This window comes from Rubripirellula amarantea (genome assembly GCF_007859865.1).
In the GTDB taxonomy this organism is placed as follows: domain Bacteria; phylum Planctomycetota; class Planctomycetia; order Pirellulales; family Pirellulaceae; genus Rubripirellula; species Rubripirellula amarantea.
Window position 1 is genome coordinate 923,344 of the sequence record NZ_SJPI01000003.1, and the last position, 17,687, is coordinate 941,030.

11 protein-coding genes are annotated in these 17,687 nt (G+C 52.5%); 3 read left to right on the forward strand and 8 right to left on the reverse strand.

Annotation, left to right across the window (positions count from 1 at the left end):
* Positions 1-4 precede the first annotated feature (4 nt).
* From Pla22_RS23585 to Pla22_RS23595, 3 genes are all read right to left on the reverse strand, one after another.
* Positions 5-1,417, reverse strand: coding sequence for a DUF1552 domain-containing protein (locus tag Pla22_RS23585; protein WP_242632290.1), 1,413 nt, complete (start codon positions 1,415-1,417; stop codon positions 5-7).
* Positions 1,418-3,856: a DUF1592 domain-containing protein gene (locus tag Pla22_RS23590; RefSeq protein ID WP_165440811.1), complete on the reverse strand. Its 2,439-nt coding sequence runs from the start codon at positions 3,854-3,856 to the stop codon at positions 1,418-1,420.
* Positions 3,857-4,215: 359 nt separating this feature from the next.
* On the reverse strand, positions 4,216-4,596 hold the full coding sequence (locus tag Pla22_RS23595) for a hypothetical protein (RefSeq protein ID WP_146517283.1): 381 nt from the start codon (positions 4,594-4,596) through the stop codon (positions 4,216-4,218).
* Positions 4,597-4,780: 184 nt separating this feature from the next.
* On the opposite strand from Pla22_RS23595, the gene Pla22_RS23600 reads away from it, so the two are divergent.
* On the forward strand, positions 4,781-5,554 hold the full coding sequence (locus Pla22_RS23600) for a DUF7450 family protein (RefSeq protein WP_146517284.1): 774 nt from the start codon (positions 4,781-4,783) through the stop codon (positions 5,552-5,554).
* A 108-nt stretch (positions 5,555-5,662) separates the two neighbouring features.
* Here Pla22_RS23600 and Pla22_RS23605 read toward each other — a convergent pair whose 3' ends face one another.
* From Pla22_RS23605 to Pla22_RS23620, 4 genes are all read right to left on the reverse strand, one after another.
* Positions 5,663-6,160, reverse strand: a complete 498-nt coding sequence (locus Pla22_RS23605) for a fasciclin domain-containing protein (protein ID WP_146517285.1) — start codon at positions 6,158-6,160, stop codon at positions 5,663-5,665.
* A 219-nt stretch (positions 6,161-6,379) separates the two neighbouring features.
* Positions 6,380-8,548: a glycoside hydrolase family 32 protein gene (locus Pla22_RS23610; RefSeq protein WP_146517286.1), complete on the reverse strand. Its 2,169-nt coding sequence runs from the start codon at positions 8,546-8,548 to the stop codon at positions 6,380-6,382.
* Between the two features lie 54 nt (positions 8,549-8,602).
* Positions 8,603-10,222 (reverse strand): sugar porter family MFS transporter, encoded by a 1,620-nt coding sequence (locus Pla22_RS23615; RefSeq protein WP_146517287.1) that lies wholly within the window; start codon positions 10,220-10,222, stop codon positions 8,603-8,605.
* Positions 10,223-10,558: 336 nt separating this feature from the next.
* Positions 10,559-11,290: an AraC family transcriptional regulator gene (locus Pla22_RS23620; protein WP_146517288.1), complete on the reverse strand. Its 732-nt coding sequence runs from the start codon at positions 11,288-11,290 to the stop codon at positions 10,559-10,561.
* A 70-nt stretch (positions 11,291-11,360) separates the two neighbouring features.
* Between Pla22_RS23620 and Pla22_RS23625 the strand changes: the two genes are divergently transcribed.
* Positions 11,361-14,585 (forward strand): DUF1553 domain-containing protein, encoded by a 3,225-nt coding sequence (locus Pla22_RS23625; protein WP_146517289.1) that lies wholly within the window; start codon positions 11,361-11,363, stop codon positions 14,583-14,585.
* Positions 14,586-14,640: 55 nt separating this feature from the next.
* Positions 14,641-16,107, forward strand: coding sequence for a DUF1501 domain-containing protein (locus Pla22_RS23630; RefSeq protein ID WP_242632291.1), 1,467 nt, complete (start codon positions 14,641-14,643; stop codon positions 16,105-16,107).
* Between the two features lie 93 nt (positions 16,108-16,200).
* On the opposite strand, the gene Pla22_RS23635 is transcribed toward Pla22_RS23630, so the two are convergent.
* On the reverse strand, positions 16,201-17,580 hold the full coding sequence (locus Pla22_RS23635) for a serine hydrolase (RefSeq protein ID WP_146517291.1): 1,380 nt from the start codon (positions 17,578-17,580) through the stop codon (positions 16,201-16,203).
* Positions 17,581-17,687: the final 107 nt, after the last annotated feature.

The following is a 17,687-nucleotide window of genomic DNA, read 5'->3' on the forward strand; positions in this document are numbered from 1 at the left end:
AGATTTAGCCCAACTCGGTCAGGCGACCGCTGCTATCACCGATCGATTCGGCGGGTGTTCCCATCACGTCAAGCATGGACAAGAACAGGTTACCCATAGGACGTTCGTGCTCAGGTCGAATCAGGCGGCCGGTTTCGACCCTTCCACCGCCACCACCTGCTAACACAATCGGTAGATCACCGTGCTGGTGCCGATTACCGTCGCTGATTCCACTGCCATAAAGCACCAAGGACTGATCGAGGATTGATCCGCCTTCGCCATCCTTCATGGCATCGAGTTTTTCGAGGAAGTAGGCAAATTGCTCGACCAAGTAGTGGTCAACTTTTCGAATTTGAGCCACTGTTTCTTCGCGATTGCGATGATGACTCATCTCGTGGTGCGCATCTTTCACACCAACCTCGGTGTAGCGACGATTACCCCCGGCGTTGTCCAACATCAACGTGGCGACCCGCATCGTATCGGTTTGAAAACCAATGGCCATCAAGTCGTACATCAATCTTGCGTGCTCACGAAACGATTCAACTCGGCCAAACGGGACTTCAATGTCAGGTAGAGCTTGCTGGTCGAGCTTTTCAGCTCTTTCAATCCGCATTTCGATCTCACGCACGCTTGTAAAGTACTCGTCAAGCTTCCGTTGATCGGTTTGCCCCACTTGCTTCATCAACTTCTTCGCGTCGCCAGCCACCACATCTAGAATGCTCTGACGCACCAAGTCGCGTTTGCGACGTTCGCCTCCGTCACCGCTACCAAACATTCGCTCAAAAGCCATGCGTGGCGTCGTTTCTTTTGGCATTGGCCGAGTCGCATCACGCCACGAAATGTTCGACGAATAGGCGCAACTGTATCCCGAGTCGCAACTGCCGCCGTTTCGGCTTCCCTCAAGCCCGAGTTCAACCGAGGGCAAGCGAGTCTTGCCGATCAACTGTTGCGCCGCCACTTGGTCGACGGAAATACCGATCTTGATATTCCCACTAGTCTTTAGCGGACGCGCAGCGGTCAGGAACGTCGCTGCACATCGAGCGTGGTCACCCGCGCCGTCGCCATTGGCCCTTCCGTTGTCGTGCGCCAAATTTTCGATCACGTTGATCTTCGATTTCACCCCGGCAAGAGGTCGAAGCGTGTTGGACAACTCCCAATCCCGTGAGACAACCCCTTCTTCCTTTGACGTAGGTTTCCAGTCAGGCATGATCGCGCCATTGGGAAAGAAGATCATTGCCATGCGGCAAGGCTTCTCGATCGCATCGGCCGCAAACGCACTTTTGGCGAACGGTGTCATTGCCTCAAGCAGTGGCAATCCAAGCGTGAGGCCTGTGCCTCGTAGCAACGAACGACGACTCAACAGCCCAGACACTTCACCTGTTGCCGGCACACCATTGGGACGTTGCATGTCGATCTCTTGTGCTTTGTTCGGTTTCATCTATTTTCCCTCGGTTGACTGAACAGTACTTGGGCCATTCCATTCGTAGAACTGAAATGGACGACTCAAAATCACTTCGGTGATGATGTCTTGGAATCGGTAGTCGTTTGACGATGTTGATTGAACGATGGCGTCGATCACACATCGATCTTGAGGCGACAATCCTCGACCAAGCGAGAACGCCATGAGCTGTTTGGTTACGTTCGTTGCAAAGGCTTTTGATTCCGTTGCCCCCAGCACCGTTGTTAGTTCTGACGCACCATCGAAAAGTCGCCCTCCCGGCAATTCTCCGCTGGAATCGACTTTGTGTTTACCGTCCATTGTCCGCAACTGACCGATGGCATCGAATTGTTCCAACCCAAACCCGAGTTGGTCCATGACGCGATGGCATGCTGCACAAGACGCATCGGCACGGTGCAATTCAAGTTGCTCGCGCAATGTTGCATCCGCGTCGGCGGTTTTCGTTTCGTCTAGTTCTGGAACGCCCGCTGGTGGATCTGGCGGCGGTGTTCCCAACACATTCTCTAATATCCATTTCCCCCTTTTCACGGGGGAAGTACGACCGGGGTTACTGGTCAATGTCAAAACACTTGCATGCGATAGGACCCCGCGCCGAGGAGTGTTCTTAATCGACACCTTTTGGAAGTGATCGGCAGCACTGCTCAGTTCATTCGCGGCTTCATTTAACTCGTAATGTTTCGCCAACTCCTGATTCACAAAGGTGTAGTCGGCCGTCAATAAATCTCCGACCGGACGGTTGTCTTTTACCAACTGGGAAAACAACATCTGTGTCTCACGCAGCATTGCTGACTTCAGCGAGGGCGTGAACGCGGGAAAGCGATCGGTGTCGGCTTCATGACTGGTCAAGTTTCTCAACCCAAGCCACTGCGACGCAAATTGAGTCGACAATGCATCGGCTTTTTCGTGCCGAAGCATTCGGTTGATTTGATGCTTTAACGTTGTGCCTTCAAGCCTTCCCTGTTCAGCCAGCTTCAATAATTCCTCATCCGGCATGCTGCTCCAAAGGAAGTAAGACATCCGCGACGCTAGCTGAAGCTGAGTCAGCGGAACCTCGTTGCCGCTTTCCTCGTCGGCAACCCAATCGGAAGGCGGGACTTCAATGCGGAACAAAAAGTGAGGTGACATCAAAACAGCCGTGACGGCAATCTGAACACCGCGATAGTACGATTCGCCGCGATCAGTCGCTTCCACTACGAGATTGACGTACGGTTGGACTTCGTCGTCAGTAACTGGCCTGCGGAAGGCGAGCCGCATCAGCGGCTTCATGCATTGTTCTGCCGCGGGCGCGACGTCCTTCCACTTGTCGCCCCGTTTCTTGGCCGTCTTACGAAGAATTCGATACTGACTCGGCGGCAGAGCACCTTCGGGAGTGCGAACTGGACCAGAAAGTTGCAGATTCCGAATCACCAATGCAAAGGCATCGGCGTCTAGCTTGCGAGTTCGCTTGAGCGGATGTTTTGATCGCTCAATGGCATCAGCAAGTTGGTCATCGCTTAAAGCTATCCGCTCTGGTCTAACGCTCTCACCAACCTCGGCTTTCTGGTCGCTCTCGTCAGCCGCTCGAACAAAGAACTGATGCTTTCCTTTGACCAGATCTATTTCAAAATCAAATCGTTTGCTGCTTCCACCACCACCGAAATATTCTAACTCGGCCCGCTGGAGCAACTTTCCAGACTTGTCAAAGACGGCTACCGTTCGGGCATCTTTTGTGGCCGAGCCTCCGTAGAATCGTATGCGATACCGCCCATCGGTTGGAACTTCGTACTCGGCCCAAGCGATGGTTTCAGGTTTAATAAAGAGTCCGTTGAAACTGCCGACTCCGATAGGACCAACGGTCAGCAGTTGATCTGATGGACGAATCAGCTCTACGCGAGGAAGAGTGCCGGGGTCGACCAACACGGTGGCAGCCACTTCCTCGGCGGCGGAGATGTACTTTTCAATCTGCAACGGCGAAAGTGAAAGTACGTCACTGTTGTTGTCGAATCCGGCGCCCACTTCGTCCGAAGGGAAGCTGTCCGCAGGAGTTAGCTTCATTCCGAAGAGATCACTGACCGTACGGTTGTATTCAGCCCGATTGAGCCGTCGAGCTGTCACGCGTCCTGGACGTGGACGAAGATCGCATGAAACCGCATAGAGCGTTTGGTCTAGCGAGTCCGAAAGCAATTTCCGTTCTTCGTCTGTGGGAACTTCCGCGTCTTCAGGTGGCATGGCACCGAACCGAATCATTTCGAGAACGCGTTGCATTGTGCCCGCGCCGCCTTCCATGACTTCGAGTGAAGAATACGAAGACAGATCAAGTTCGCCTTCCGCAATGTCTTCGTTGTGGCAGTCCAAACAGAACCGTTCAAGCAACGGCCAACCTTGCTTTTCCCAACTCTCGGACGTCGCAATTAGATTCGATTCACTCTCGTTTGCCATTGCAGAGGCCGGCAAAAACATAATTCCTCCCGTCACGATTAACGCGTAACAGGCGGACAATAAAATCCGTGCAACGATTCTAAAATCGAACACTAGCGATCACCGGAATTTTGGGCGGGACCAAAACTCAATCAACACAAAAACGCTTGCAAGCCGCTGTTGAATGAGTTCGGCAATAAGGGAGGGAAGATCTCAAATGAGACCACGTATCCATAATACCCCAATGGCGTCATTTGTGCCAACCTAAACCTAATGATTAGCATCCGTTCACTTCGCGATTGACCTCGTTCTCAAACGGTTGATCTCAAATGACGGGGTCAGGCTAGACGGGGTAGGGCGGCTAGACCGCGGAACCGCAGCTAGCGACGAATGCCGCCCGACGCACCTGCAGTCGCGAATTGCCGCACCGGAGGCACCGTTAATCCTCGGCGGCTGGCTTCATAGCGAAAGGCTCGCTCAAAGAAAGGGAACGGCAAACTTGGATTTCGACGTAGTGCGTATCGCTCGATTCCGACGACTAGCTTCACGTCAATCTTGCCTAATTCGACCTGCTTAACGACGTATTTCAGATAATTGCGTTGGTCTTCAGCGGAAGCACGCAACCGATTGACCAACTGCTCCTCTAACGTTGCACTTCGCGATCCCGTTCCCGATGAGACTTGGCTTGCCGTAATCTGAGCGTGGCATTGGCCAACACATACAATCAAAAGGCCAAGCGATAGCCATATTCGAAACATCATCATAGTTTCCCTACCAGTTTCACCCTGAGCGGACAGGTTTGCTCTTGCAACGAGACTACGAAGGGTTTGACGACGATGACAAGATGAATTCTGACGTCGTCATAGGTGGTTTGGCTCGGTGGACTCATCTGTATCCCCGCTCACTTTCGCCCCATTTCACCTAATCAAACACTGTGTCAATCAAATGAACGACCGACGCGAAACCATAAGAATGTTGGCTGCATTGACCGTTTCCGCGAGCATCGGAGGTTCCACTGCCGCGAAAATCGCAAAGTCCGATGATCTTACTGCGGACGGCTCCGCAGCAGACGCCTTTGAAGTGGTGTCGGTAGAACCATCGAACTTCGTTCTGCACGGTCTGGAACTGCAAAGCTTGATCGACGCCGAACGCTCATGGACAAAGCTCCGGGGCCCTCGTTACTTTTCTCAGTCCGTTTCGAGGCCCAAGCACGTCTCAAGTCACCCGAACGAATTTCAACTTTGGTACGAAATCTCAGATCCGAAACCTCCGTCCAAGAAAACGCTTCGCTTTCGTGACCCCCACAACTCTAACGAAGCGATCACGGTGCAAGTCGGTGACCCGGCCTTTTTCCTTTCTCCTTCCCAGAAACTTACTTCGGGTCTCCCAACTAAGATCCCAGCAAATCTAAACCTGATGAAAGCCTATCGGGTAACCAACACCACGCCGGCGAAGAAGCAAACCGAGGTCGAAATTGAAACTTCCTGGGGACCAACAACACGTAAATTGGATCATCCGATCTTTGTTTGCATCGCGTGCGAGGAATGGCACCACGAACAACACATGCCTATTAAGGACGACACTCGATATCAACTTGTTTACGCGTCCAAGGAGGTTGAAATTTCAGACCAAACGAGCGTTATCGACCAGTTTGGCTTGAACAAGTTAACGGTGTCATCCGCAGGATGGGTGTCATTTGAAGCGGCGCTAACGGAATAAAAAATGTCGAAGTTGGAAAAACCAACTTCGACATGAGTGTTCGTATCGTATCGCAAGGTATTGTCGTGCTGAGTCATAGACTAAGAATCGACAATTGTTGTTCGACACTTACTCTGGCATGATTACCTTGTCGATGACGTGGATGACTCCGTTCTTGCTATTGATGTCTGTCTTGATCACCTTCGCGTTGTTGATCATGACATCACTACCTTCGACTTTGATGTCAATGGTTGAACCTTCTACCGTTTTGGCTTCGGTCAACCCAACGACGTCCTTCGCCATTACTTTTCCGGAAACGACGTGATAGGTCAAAATCTTGACCAACTTCGCTTTATTCTCTGGCTTCAATAGGCTTTCCACCGTTCCATCAGGAAGCGCTGCGAACGCTTCGTTGGTTGGTGCGAACACGGTAAACGGACCTTCGCCCGACAACGTGTCCACCAACCCGGCTGCTTTGACGGCTGCCACCAAAGTCGTGAACTGTTCACCAGCAACCGCATTTTCCACAACTGTCTTGTCGCAGGTGCCACAACCAGCTTGTGCCGATTGAACACTCATCGAGACAACAACGAGAGCTGCCAACATCATCCCACCAAACTTACGCATCTTAGATTCTCCGAGTAAAACACTAACGTCACCGCTTTAGTTTCCCACGCTGGAAAGACACTCGAACTCGAAACAATCGAGTTCGCGAACGGCTCAGTGATAGAATTGTCTTCACGGATCAATTGTCAGAGGCTGGCAAGTGCTAAGTGAAATTTTTTTCCAGATGCATCTCAACCGTTCGCCGCTCTAACGGAAAGTTGAGCGTGCGAATCAACAGGCTTATTCCTTTGGCCATGCGGATTCGAGTTGATGGACTTGCAAGCTCGACAACGTTGCTTCACCACCGATGGCAAACGCTTCGAGCAACGAAAACGGCCCCACGGTCTTGTTGCGTTCGGTAATGGTTGTGGCTCCATCATTCACCCACACTTCAAGTTGAGATCGGTCAACGAGAACCCGCAACGTCACAGTCTTGTCCACCATGTTGGCGGTGACGCCCATGACCGTTTCGTCTTGGGCGTTGAACACAATTTCGTTGTTCCCCATTCGCAAGCCGACCTGCTGCGAATTCCCGATTTCGAAGGTGGCCTCGACGTCATATAGCTCGCCATCAAGTTGCAACGAGAATGATTGCTCTGGTGTCAGTGACTTCGCGACTGCGGTTTGCTTGCCCGTGTAGATGCTTTCGATTTCTTTGACGGGTTTCGAGAACAGCCGGATGCCCTCCGGGGTTGTTCGAAGAGTTAGTTCATGGGGGAACGTAAACGCTTGATTGAATGGCATGCCGGGCATCTCAATACGCGACCAACCAATCAGAATCCTTCGATTGTCCGGAGCATTGTCGAATGTCTGAGATGCATAGATGTTGCCATGGAACAATTGAAGCTTTGAATCGTCTTCCGGCGTGAACGACTTACCGTCGAAGTCGCCCAAGACGTATTTACCATCGGCGGCGAAGGTAACCCAGCGAGTGTTATTCGCATCTCCGTCCACGGCCAACTCAAACAATTCAGGACACTCGTAGTAACCCGACAAGTGACTTTGCGGAGACCAATCTTTCAAATTGGTGGACGTGTAAAACGACGTCCTTTGTCCCTGACCTTCGGTTTCGTCGTAGACCACCATCGCCCAATGTCCACCGAGTTGCTCGGCAGTCTCATCAAGTGGTCGATCGGTATCGTCATAGGCATACCAAATCACTTTCGGATCCCGGCCCTTGTGTTGGATAATCGGATTGCCCTCATACCACGAGAAGGTCCGTCCTCGATCTCGGCTGTACACAACAGCTTCACCTGCGCCGGTGTCGGTTAGAAACGCAACCAAGACATCTTCATCTCCCTCTTTCCATCCTGCGGTGTTCTTGAAGTCCACCGTCGCGCCGCCAGAAAAGCAGGCCCCGGTCGCCATCGTTTCAGGAAACAAAACGTTTGGCAATTGTTCCCAGTGAACCAAGTCTTTGCTAACAGCATGGCCCCACGTCATGTTTCCCCAGTTCCAACCAACGGGATTGTGCTGGAAATACAAGTGCCATTCGCCGTCAAGGAACACCATTCCGTTGGGATCATTGTTCCAGCCCACCTTTTGAGAGAAGTGAAACTGCGGCCTTAAGGGTTCTTTGTAGAACTGTTGACTCCCAGGCACTTCCGCTGACATGGCGACTAAATCAAAGACATCTGGACGAACACGTTCCGCACGCACCACGGCTTCTTGTCCAGCGTACGCATCCATCGAGAAGTACGCGTACCAATCTACGGATTCGGGAGTCATCGCTAGCTCGGTGGTATAGTGCCGTACGGGCTTACCGTTGACTGAGACTTCGAGCGTCACCTTTTCGCCGCCGTTTTGGATTGGAATAATCAGGTAGGGTTGATCCACCACAATCGACTTCTGCATCGGCACGCGACTCGGGCGATGATCCGATTGAACGATTTGGTCAACATTGATATGCCCCCAGCCGCCCACGGCATCGTCGATGATCTCAATCACTAGTGTCTGCCCCTGCAGGTCACTGACATCCCAGAACCCTTGCGACAATGCCTCGCTTCCTCCCGGTTCAACATTAGTGCCGGTCGCTTCACGAACCACCTTACCGTCATGCAGAAGTCGCATCCCAGTCTTGCCAGGAAAACCGCCGCCGCCAATCAAGAATGTGATATAGGGCTGCGATAGTTTGAACTCTGCCGACGTCAGCGTGCCTTTGGACTTATCGCCGCCTAGAAACGAATTGACGAGTCCCTTTCCTTTAAATCCGCTGACCTTCATCTGACCCGGCAGCGTTCCCTTGGCCGGACCAGTTCCGAATGCGTTCCCCGTTACGGTCCAGTTGCCGTAGCTGTCTGTTTCAAAATCAGCAATCACGAGGTCTTCGCCGGACACGCCCGCCGATAATAGGGGACTAGGCAGCAGCGTTAGCAATAGCAGCACGAACATTACAGGGTGCGTATTCATTGTAAAAACATCCAAGAAATAAACGGTCGTAAAACGGACTCAGCAAGAGAATGCTTAGGAAGCGAGTTCGCGAATCCCTAGCTTGGCTTCCATGTCCTCCAATGGAACGCCCTTCGTTTCGGGGACTAATGTCGCGACCCAAACTAATTGCAGCACCATCATGAAGCAGAAAAATCCAAATACGTATCCAGGTGCGAACGTGTTGATCATCCAAGGAAAAACCATCGTCAACAAGGCCGCGAAAATCCAATGCGTAAAGCTGCCAAGTGACTGGCCGGCTGCACGATGCCGATTGGGGAATATCTCGCTGATCAGAACCCAAATCACCGCACCTTGACCAACCGCGTGAGCGGCAATGAACGAAAAGATGCAGATCATCACAACGTTGCCTCCCGACCCGGATTGTTGGGCAGCCACATCCATGGCTGCGGTCGTTCGCTCGTTCAGTTCATCCTGGGGAGTGCTTTCGCCAACGGCATACTGGCCCGCATCCATTTGGTTACTTGCGAGCGAGTCGAGATACTTTTCGACCGCCCCGGAAAGTTGCGAGCTCAAGCTAGAGACATCGTCGAGGTCAGGATTGGGTAGAGCTTGGACCTTTGCAAGACTGCCACTAGCCGACTGAACTGACATCGCCGCATTTGCGACTTCAAACGCCGGTGCGTGCGCAAGAAAAGTCCACGCGCAAATGCCCAACGATGCGATGTACCCGAAGGATCCCACATACAGCAGCGCCCGTCTTCCCATTCGGTCAATCAAGTACAAACCGAGAAACGTGAACAACAGGTTGGTGACCCCGATACCAATCGAATTTAACAGCGAAGCGTTTTCCCCGAGTCCGGCCAACTGAAAGATTCGCGGCGCAAAATAAAGAATCGCATTGATGCCCGAGAGTTGATTAAAAAACGCAACCATGAAGGCAAGCAATATTGGTGTCTTCAATCGCCAAGTCCAAAACGGCTCTTGGCTGCCATCGCCTCCCGATTCAAACGCCGACTTTTCAATTTCATCGGCGAGTTTCTGAATCTCCGCTTCGCTAGCGTTTTCGTTGACCTGACGCAGCACACTAACAGCCGCAGCTCGATCAGATCTCTTAGCGATCAACCATCGTGGACTCTGCGGTATCCCCCAACACATCACCGTGTAGATGATCGCAGGCAAAGCTTCGATTCCGAGCATCCAACGCCAAGCGTCCACCTGAACAAATCGTCCGATCAGATAGTTGGAAAGGAACGCGATCAATATTCCCAGCACAATATTGAACTGGAACATCCCCGCCAATCGACCGCGACGCTCCGGTGGCGCGATCTCAGAGATGTACAGCGGCGCCGTCACCGTCGAGATACCAACGCCAAGTCCACCTATGAACCTTGCGATCATGAACGAATACTCATCCGTCGCCATACCAGACCACACCGCTGATATCGTGTAGAGCGCCCCAATCGAAATCAGCGTTCGCTTGCGGCCCCAGCGATCCGTGGGAATTCCACCGACTAATGATCCAAGTACCGTGCCCCACAACGCCATGCTGATCGCAAGTCCATGCATTGCATTGTCGAGGCCCCACAAGCTTTGAATGGTTTTCTCGGCACCTGATATGACGACTGTATCGAAACCAAACAAGAAACCCGCTAACGCGGCGGACAATGACCAAAAGAAGACCTTGCTTTGCATTCTCACCCACCATACCTAACTGCATTGCTCGAACCAAAAAGCTCGGTGCTCGTTGTTGTCTGCAGACCAACCGAAATGTAGTTTCAGCAAAACACTGATGTAGCGTGCTTACCGTGGCAACAATTGACTGATGGAGCGAGCATCCGGACTTAGCCTACGATAGCGACCGATCACGCTCGGTGCTTGACGAGGCTTCAGCACTAGCAAAAAAATCTCACACAAACGAAAGCGTGAGATAGAAAATGCGGAAACAAACTTACGATTTCAATCCGCAAACCCATTAGTATTTGGCGGGGCTAAGCAGAAAAGCCATCTCGCTTCGAATCGCTAGTCATCCTAACGTCGATATTGCGAAGGAGAGGTATTCATGATTCGCTTGAACGTACGATTGAAATGCGAGTGGTCGTAGAAACCGCACTGCAATGCGATATCAGAAATCGACGCGTCACCTTCTCGCAACATCCTTGCCGCGTTTTCAACCCGTATACGCATCAAGTATTGCCGAGGCGAGGCCCCAAAAGCTCGACGGAACCGACGCTCGAACTGGCTCACCGAAAGCCCAGATGTCTTGGCCAGCGACTCGGTGGTCAATGGCTTGGCGAAATCCTTGTGCAAAGACTCGATAACGTTTTCGAATGCAGCAGCAGTGCCGCTGCGCTCACGCATCTGCTCGACCTGGTACGAGAACCCAGCGATTCCAATCACTTTGCCCTTGCGGTTGCGTAGTGGCACCTTGGTTGTCATCACCAATCGTGGCGACCCTTCCGCTTCAGGTGCACTTTCCATCCGCCCCACGATCGGTTCGCCAGCGTCCATTACCGCGCGATCGTCAGCCTGATATTCATCCGCTCGTTGTTTGGGAAAAAAATCGTGGTCGGTCTTGCCGATCGCAGCGTTCTGATCCGTGACACCGCAATATTCGCAGCCTCTTTGATTGAGCATCACAAAACGCCCCCGACGATCTTTCACGAAGAACGAAACCCCGGGCATAAAATCAAAAAGCGAGAAAATCTGCTCTGAGGGATCGAGTTGGCTCAAAAAATCTCGCTGCACACCGGTACTTTCCATGCCTTGTTTTTACACGCATTTGCAGAGATTGTCCAAGACATAGTGAGCCAGACCGCTCAGAATGTCGGGCATGAAAAGAATAATCATCACCTTCGTTGTCGGCGGACTGCTCTTCGTTCAACTTCCGATCTCCCGGTTAGCCGCTGAAGACGCCTCGACAATCGACCAAGACAACACGATTCGGACCTCGCTGGCTCCGGTCGACTTCAATCGAGACGTTCGTCCCATCCTTTCGGACAAGTGTTTTTTTTGCCATGGTCCGGACGAGGAAAATCGAAAAGCCGACCTGCGTTTGGACGTTCGCGAAGATGCCGAGTACGTCTTCGATTCCGGTGACTTTATCGACCGGATTCACAACGACGATCGCGACTTGGTGATGCCGCCACCGCAAACCAATTTGACGCTAACCGAAGATGAAAAGGAAACGTTGGCGGCTTGGATCGACCAAGGGTTTCCGTATGCGAATCATTGGGCATTCACCCTATTGCCTGAAAAGATCGATGTCCCAACTTGCGAAAACAAAATTTGGTGCAAGCAGCCCCTGGACGCGTTTGTTCTTCATCAGATCGAAGCAGCCCAGATGCAACCCAGCCCGCCTACGGACCCGTTACGTTGGTTGCGTCGGGTGTCACTCGACCTGAGCGGTTTGCCTCCGACGCCTGATGAGATCGCGGATTTCGAACGCTCTCTAACGCAAGACGTTGATGCTGCTTTCGAAGATGTCGTCGATCGATTGCTTGAGTCGCCGACGTTTGGTGAACACATGGCCGTGGCTTGGCTCGACGCGTCTCGCTATGCAGATTCGTATGGCTATCAATCCGACAAACTCAACACTCAGTGGCCTTATCGCGATTGGGTCGTCAAAGCGTTCAACGACAACTTGCCTTACGACGAATTCTTAACGTGGCAACTCGCCGGCGATATGTTCGACAATCCAACTGAGGAGCAAAAACTAGCCACCGCGTTTAATCGAATCCATCGCCTCAACAATGAAGGGGGCGCCGTGTTCGAGGAGTGGCGGATTGAGAACGTTGCTGATCGAGTCCACACGTTCGGCACTGCGGTACTTGGACTCACCATGGAATGCTGTCGGTGTCATGACCATAAGTACGATCCGATTTCGATGCGAGACTATTACTCGTTGTCCGCATTCTTCAACTCGATTGATGAAAGTGGCGTCTACGACCGCACCGAGAAGGTCCCCAGCCCCACTTTGTTGCTGCCTACAAAAGAGCAGCGAGATGCCCTAGCCAAATCCGCTCTGACTCTTGAAATGTTGGAAGCTCAGTACGCAAGCGTTATTGAGTCTGCCAAGCCCCGCTTCGAAACCTGGAAAACATCACTCAAGGATGAATTGACCAGCCCCGACTTAAGATTGGCACTTGCGTTTGACCAAGACTTCGACAACGCAATCAAGGACGTCTATCATCCATCCGAATCCGACCGTTCATGGACGAAGATGCCAGAGTTGGTTCCTGTAACTGACTCTTCCATCCCTGCGTTGGATCCGCGTTCCGCCAGCGATCATCGCAAGACGGATCAACCAATCCAAAGGCGGGCAATGAAAACCGACGGCGAACGCGGTGTAACCACGAAGGGCATCGAACCATTCGACCGTTGGAAACCCTTCAGCGTCATCGTCACGTTTAAACAAGAAAAACAGTCTCCTCTTCGTAGCCTGATCGTCCATCATACGCGCGGCACCGATTGCGGATACAACGGTTGGGACTTAACGGTCGTGGATGGCCATCTCGAATCAAGGATGTATCGACACTGGCCGGGCAACGCGATTGGTGTTCGTTCGGTCGAGAAAATAGAGCCTCACCAGTGGCATCAGGTCACGGCAACTTACGACGGGTCGTCCCGCGCCGCCGGGTTGAAATTGTTTGTCGGTGGAAAGCCTTTATCGACCGAAGTACTACGTGACAAAGTCATGAAGTCGGCAAACGTGGTCGTTGATCACGGTGGTGAATTCGTCGTCGGCCAGCGGTTCCGTGCTCGCGGACTTGCCGATGGGCTTATCGACGACGTGCGAGTTTATGACCGAGCGTTAAGCAAGAACGAACTTGAATCATTTGCGTCGGGAACACCGATCGACGCGGATTTCGAGTACTACGTTTCGGCAGTTGACGACGAAGCTCGTGCTGCAATGCAACAGTTGACGGAAGCTCGTCATGCCTACGTGATGGCAGAAGAAGTGATGAACGAGATTCCCATCATGGAAGAGATGGATGAACCCCGGCCGACTCATGTTCTTGCCCGAGGACAATACGATGCTCCCACCAGTGACGAGACGCTGGTTCCTCGAGATACCTTCCAAGAGTTTGCTTTGCCCTTTCCCGAGGACGCTCCTCGAGATCGACTTGGCTTGGCTGCATGGGTAACGGATCCAGCCAATCCATTAACGGCTCGTGTGGCGGTCAACCGTTTATGGGGCAACTTCTTTACCGAACCACTAGTCCGCACCCCTGAGAACTTTGGCTTGCAGGGTGAGTTGCCGACTCATCCCGAGTTGCTTGACTATCTGTCTCGCGATTTCATCAGTAGCGGCTGGGACATCAAACGGATGTGCCGCAGCATTGTGATGTCAGCAACTTATCAGCAAGATTCCGCAGCAACACCAGAATCTCTTGAGCATGACCCAACCAACCGCCTGCTAGCTCGGGGACCAGCACACCGACTGTCCGCTGAACAAATTCGCGATTTGACTTTGCGGGCGTCCGGTCTGCTAAACCCAGAGCGCGGTGGTCCACCGGTTTCTCCCTACCAACCCGGCGAAGATCTCTGGCGAGAAGCAAACGGGATGTCGCCACCCTACCAGCAGTCTGTTGGCGAAGCTCTTTACCGCCGTTCGCTTTATTCGGTTTGGAAACGAACGGCACCACTACCCAACATGATGGCATTCGATACCACGTCGCGTGAGGTATGCACGGTCAAACGATCGCGAACGAACACACCGATGCAAGCGTTGGTACTGCTCAATGACATTCAGTTTGTCGAAGCCGCTCGAGAACTTGCTGAGCAAATTTCCAGCCTTGAATCCGACCAAGCCAAGATCGACAGTGCTTTTGTCCGGCTCACCAGTCGCCACGCGGACGATCAAGAACTTGAAGTGTTGCAGCAGTTGCTCGATGACGAACGCAAGTACTTCCTCGCCAATCCAGATTCGGCGAAACAGCTAACATCGATCGGGCAAAGCGAAATAGAAACCTCGATCGACGCCGTAGAATTGGCCGCGTTGACCACCATGTGCCAAGCAGTACTTAATCTCGACGCCACGATTTGGAAACGCTAGCGACAGCTAGCGTCTCTTTGCACCCTATTCTTCCCCTCTATCCATTTGTAGCATCGTGAATCCAAACTCCATTAATCGCCGCGTGTTCTTGGACCGCAGTAAAACGACGGTTGGCTTGGCGGCCTTAGCGAGTCTGCTGGGCAAAGAAGGATATGCATCTGATGTGCTAAGCAGCCCGGGAAAATCCGCGGCTTCACCGATGCCCCAAGGCGTTGGGCAAGGCATGCACTTTCCCGCCAAAGCAAAGCGGATCATTTACCTGTTTCAATCAGGCGGCCCTGCACAGCAGGACTTGTTCGACTACAAGCCCCTGTTGAACGAAAAGAATGGCGAAGAACTGCCGGCCTCGGTTCGCGGGGAACAACGCTTAACTGGCATGTCAGTGAACCAGTCCTCGCTGCCACTTGCTGGTTCGCACTTCAAGTTCAGTCAACATGGCGAGTCCGGTGCTTGGTTGAGCGACTTGCTTCCCTATCACCGCGATATTGTCGACGACGTTTGCTTCATTCGCTCGATGACTACTGAAGCAATCAACCATGACCCCGCGATCACCATGTTCCAAACCGGATCGCAAATAGCTGGACGACCATCGCTAGGATCCTGGTTGTCGTATGGATTAGGGAGCGAGAACGCGGATTTGCCTGCGTTCATTGTTTTGGTTTCGGCCGGCCAGGGTGGCCAACCTCTCTACTCGCGCTTGTGGGGCAGTGGATTCCTGGACTCTCGCTACCAAGGCGCCCAGTTCCGCGGTGGCGAAGAAGCGGTCCTCTATCTCGACAATCCCGATGGCGTGAGTGCAAGTCGACGGCGTGCTCAGCTCAACGCGATCAACTCTCTCAATCGCCATCAATTTGAACGGGAAGGCGATCCTGAAATTGAATCTCGTATCGCTCAATACGAGATGGCGTTCCGCATGCAAACCAGCGTCCCCGAAGCCAGCAACTTCTCAGATGAGCCGGAAGAGACTTTCGAACTCTATGGTGAAGATGCGCGTAAGCCAGGCACGTTTGCGGCCAACTGTCTTCTTGCGCGGCGTTTAGCAGAACGGGATGTTCGATTCATCCAGTTGTATCATCAAGGCTGGGACCAACACTCCAACCTTCCCGCGGGCATCCGCGGTCAGGCTAAAGAAACAGACCAAGCGTCGGCTGCCCTTGTGAAAGATCTCAAGCGACGAGGATTGCTTGATGACACGCTAGTGATCTGGGGCGGCGAATTTGGTCGCACCGCGTATTCGCAAGGTGTTCTAACGCCGGATAACTACGGCCGCGACCATCACCCACGTTGCTTCACCAGTTGGATGGCGGGAGGCGGTATCAAACCGGGCATGACTTACGGATCTACCGACGAGTTTGGCTACAACGTTGTCGAAAACAGTGTCCACGTTCATGATTTCAACGCCACTATCTTGCATCAAATGGGCATTGACCATGAACGACTGACGTTCAAGTATCAAGGCCGGCGATTCCGACTGACGGACGTCCATGGCCATGTCGTCAAGGACATCCTCACTGATGCCTAAGCCAATCGTAAATCAACAAGATGTCGGTGCATTTCACTCAACAAACGTCGAACGACTGGTGATAACCGTTAACCGATAGCATGCGTTGTCGCATTAATCACGAATACGCTTGGCCTTTTGTTTAATACCGTTTTGGTGAAGCGTCAGCGCGTACGCAGGGCCTTTGCCGCGAAAGTGAAATTCCAACTTCGCGTCGACGCCGCGGTAGGACCACATTGTTGGTGAGTCCGAAAAAACTTCTTGTGTTGGCTGGTTCGTAATGCCAACCATCACGCGGTCCCCTTGAACGCTCACGTCAAAGACAAAGGTGGGGGCGAGTTGGTATCGACCAACCAAACGTTCCAGATTCGCATCGCTAGGATCTGGCTCGGTTGGTTGATCACGTGGCGAATGGGAAGGAACCGTCCTTGCGACCAACTCCATCGCCAACTGATCCACTGTGTCACCCGGTGCCGTGTTGGCAAGCACAATCACCGCCACTTTTAGTTCGCGGTTCACCACAATGATAGAATGAGAACCGCCAGTTTCTCCGTTGTGCCAGCGAGTCATTCCGTCGGGATGAATCATCCAACCAAGTCCCATTGCCGAGCCACTCTGATCGGCTGGCGAATGTTGCTTCCAAGCTAATTCGATCGCTTCACCAACGGGACCATCCGGGGGATCGATGGTTGCCTTTGCGAATCGCATCATATCTTTAAGCGTCGACCGAATTCCACCGGCCCCGGGCAGATCAGCAAAATTCCAAACTTGCACTCCTTTACCAACGGGATGATGAGGTCTTGCAAATCGCTTCTTTTGTGCATCGCTTAATGTAACCGTGCAGTCATCCATTCGAAGTGGCTTTGCAATTCGGTCTCGCAACAGTGTTTCGTAGTCCGAATGGTTTAGCTCTGCGATCATGTACCCCAGAACCGAAACCGCAAAATTCGAGTACTCTTGCGTCTCGCCTGGTTGGCGTGCAAGTTGATGTCGAGCCAAAAACTTGGATGCCTCATTTGAGTTGTAATTGCGATAGGGATCATTCATCGACGCGGGTTGATAGTCGCCTGGCAACCGTGGCAAACCCGATCGGTGCACGCATACATCGAGCCATGAAATTCCCGTCCCTTGATAGGAAGGCAATTTGATCCCCGCCTTATTATCCGCTTCGATAGTGTCGGTTAGCTTGATCTTCCCTTGAACGACTGCATCGGCGACAAGCAACGATGTAAACAACTTGCTGATCGAGCCAAGTTCGTAGACGGTCAGATTATTGGGTTGCCGCCCGCTTCGTGACGTTCGTCCAAAGTGATAGGTTCCATATCGATCACCTTGCAGAAACCCGACGGAGAGCCCGTCAACGACGTTGTCTTCAACGAGCTTACCAGCCATTTCGCTGACGATTTCCTCAGTCAATTCTTCGCCTTGCACGCTGGTCATTCCCAACGGCAAAATAAAGACGAGCAGTCTGACCACTGTTGATGCAAATCTCATTGAATCGCTTTCGGATAAATCTTAATGTTTGGAAGTAGTGCGTCCGCCAATCTCAAACAGGCCTGCACCTTTGCCCCCTACAATTGATTAGTAGCCGTAGTGATCGC

What these genes read in the sequence shown, in the direction of transcription:
- Pla22_RS23585 (WP_242632290.1), bottom strand. Translation starts at nt 1,417, where the DNA reads ATGAAACCGAACAAAGCACAAGAGATCGACATGCAACGTCCCAATGGT.
- Pla22_RS23590 (WP_165440811.1), bottom strand. Translation starts at nt 3,856, where the DNA reads ATGGCAAACGAGAGTGAATCGAATCTAATTGCGACGTCCGAGAGTTGG.
- Pla22_RS23595 (WP_146517283.1), bottom strand. Translation starts at nt 4,596, where the DNA reads ATGATGTTTCGAATATGGCTATCGCTTGGCCTTTTGATTGTATGTGTT.
- Pla22_RS23600 (WP_146517284.1), top strand. Translation starts at nt 4,781, where the DNA reads ATGAACGACCGACGCGAAACCATAAGAATGTTGGCTGCATTGACCGTT.
- Pla22_RS23605 (WP_146517285.1), bottom strand. Translation starts at nt 6,160, where the DNA reads ATGCGTAAGTTTGGTGGGATGATGTTGGCAGCTCTCGTTGTTGTCTCG.
- Pla22_RS23610 (WP_146517286.1), bottom strand. Translation starts at nt 8,548, where the DNA reads ATGAATACGCACCCTGTAATGTTCGTGCTGCTATTGCTAACGCTGCTG.
- Pla22_RS23615 (WP_146517287.1), bottom strand. Translation starts at nt 10,222, where the DNA reads ATGCAAAGCAAGGTCTTCTTTTGGTCATTGTCCGCCGCGTTAGCGGGT.
- Pla22_RS23620 (WP_146517288.1), bottom strand. Translation starts at nt 11,290, where the DNA reads ATGGAAAGTACCGGTGTGCAGCGAGATTTTTTGAGCCAACTCGATCCC.
- Pla22_RS23625 (WP_146517289.1), top strand. Translation starts at nt 11,361, where the DNA reads ATGAAAAGAATAATCATCACCTTCGTTGTCGGCGGACTGCTCTTCGTT.
- Pla22_RS23635 (WP_146517291.1), bottom strand. Translation starts at nt 17,580, where the DNA reads ATGAGATTTGCATCAACAGTGGTCAGACTGCTCGTCTTTATTTTGCCG.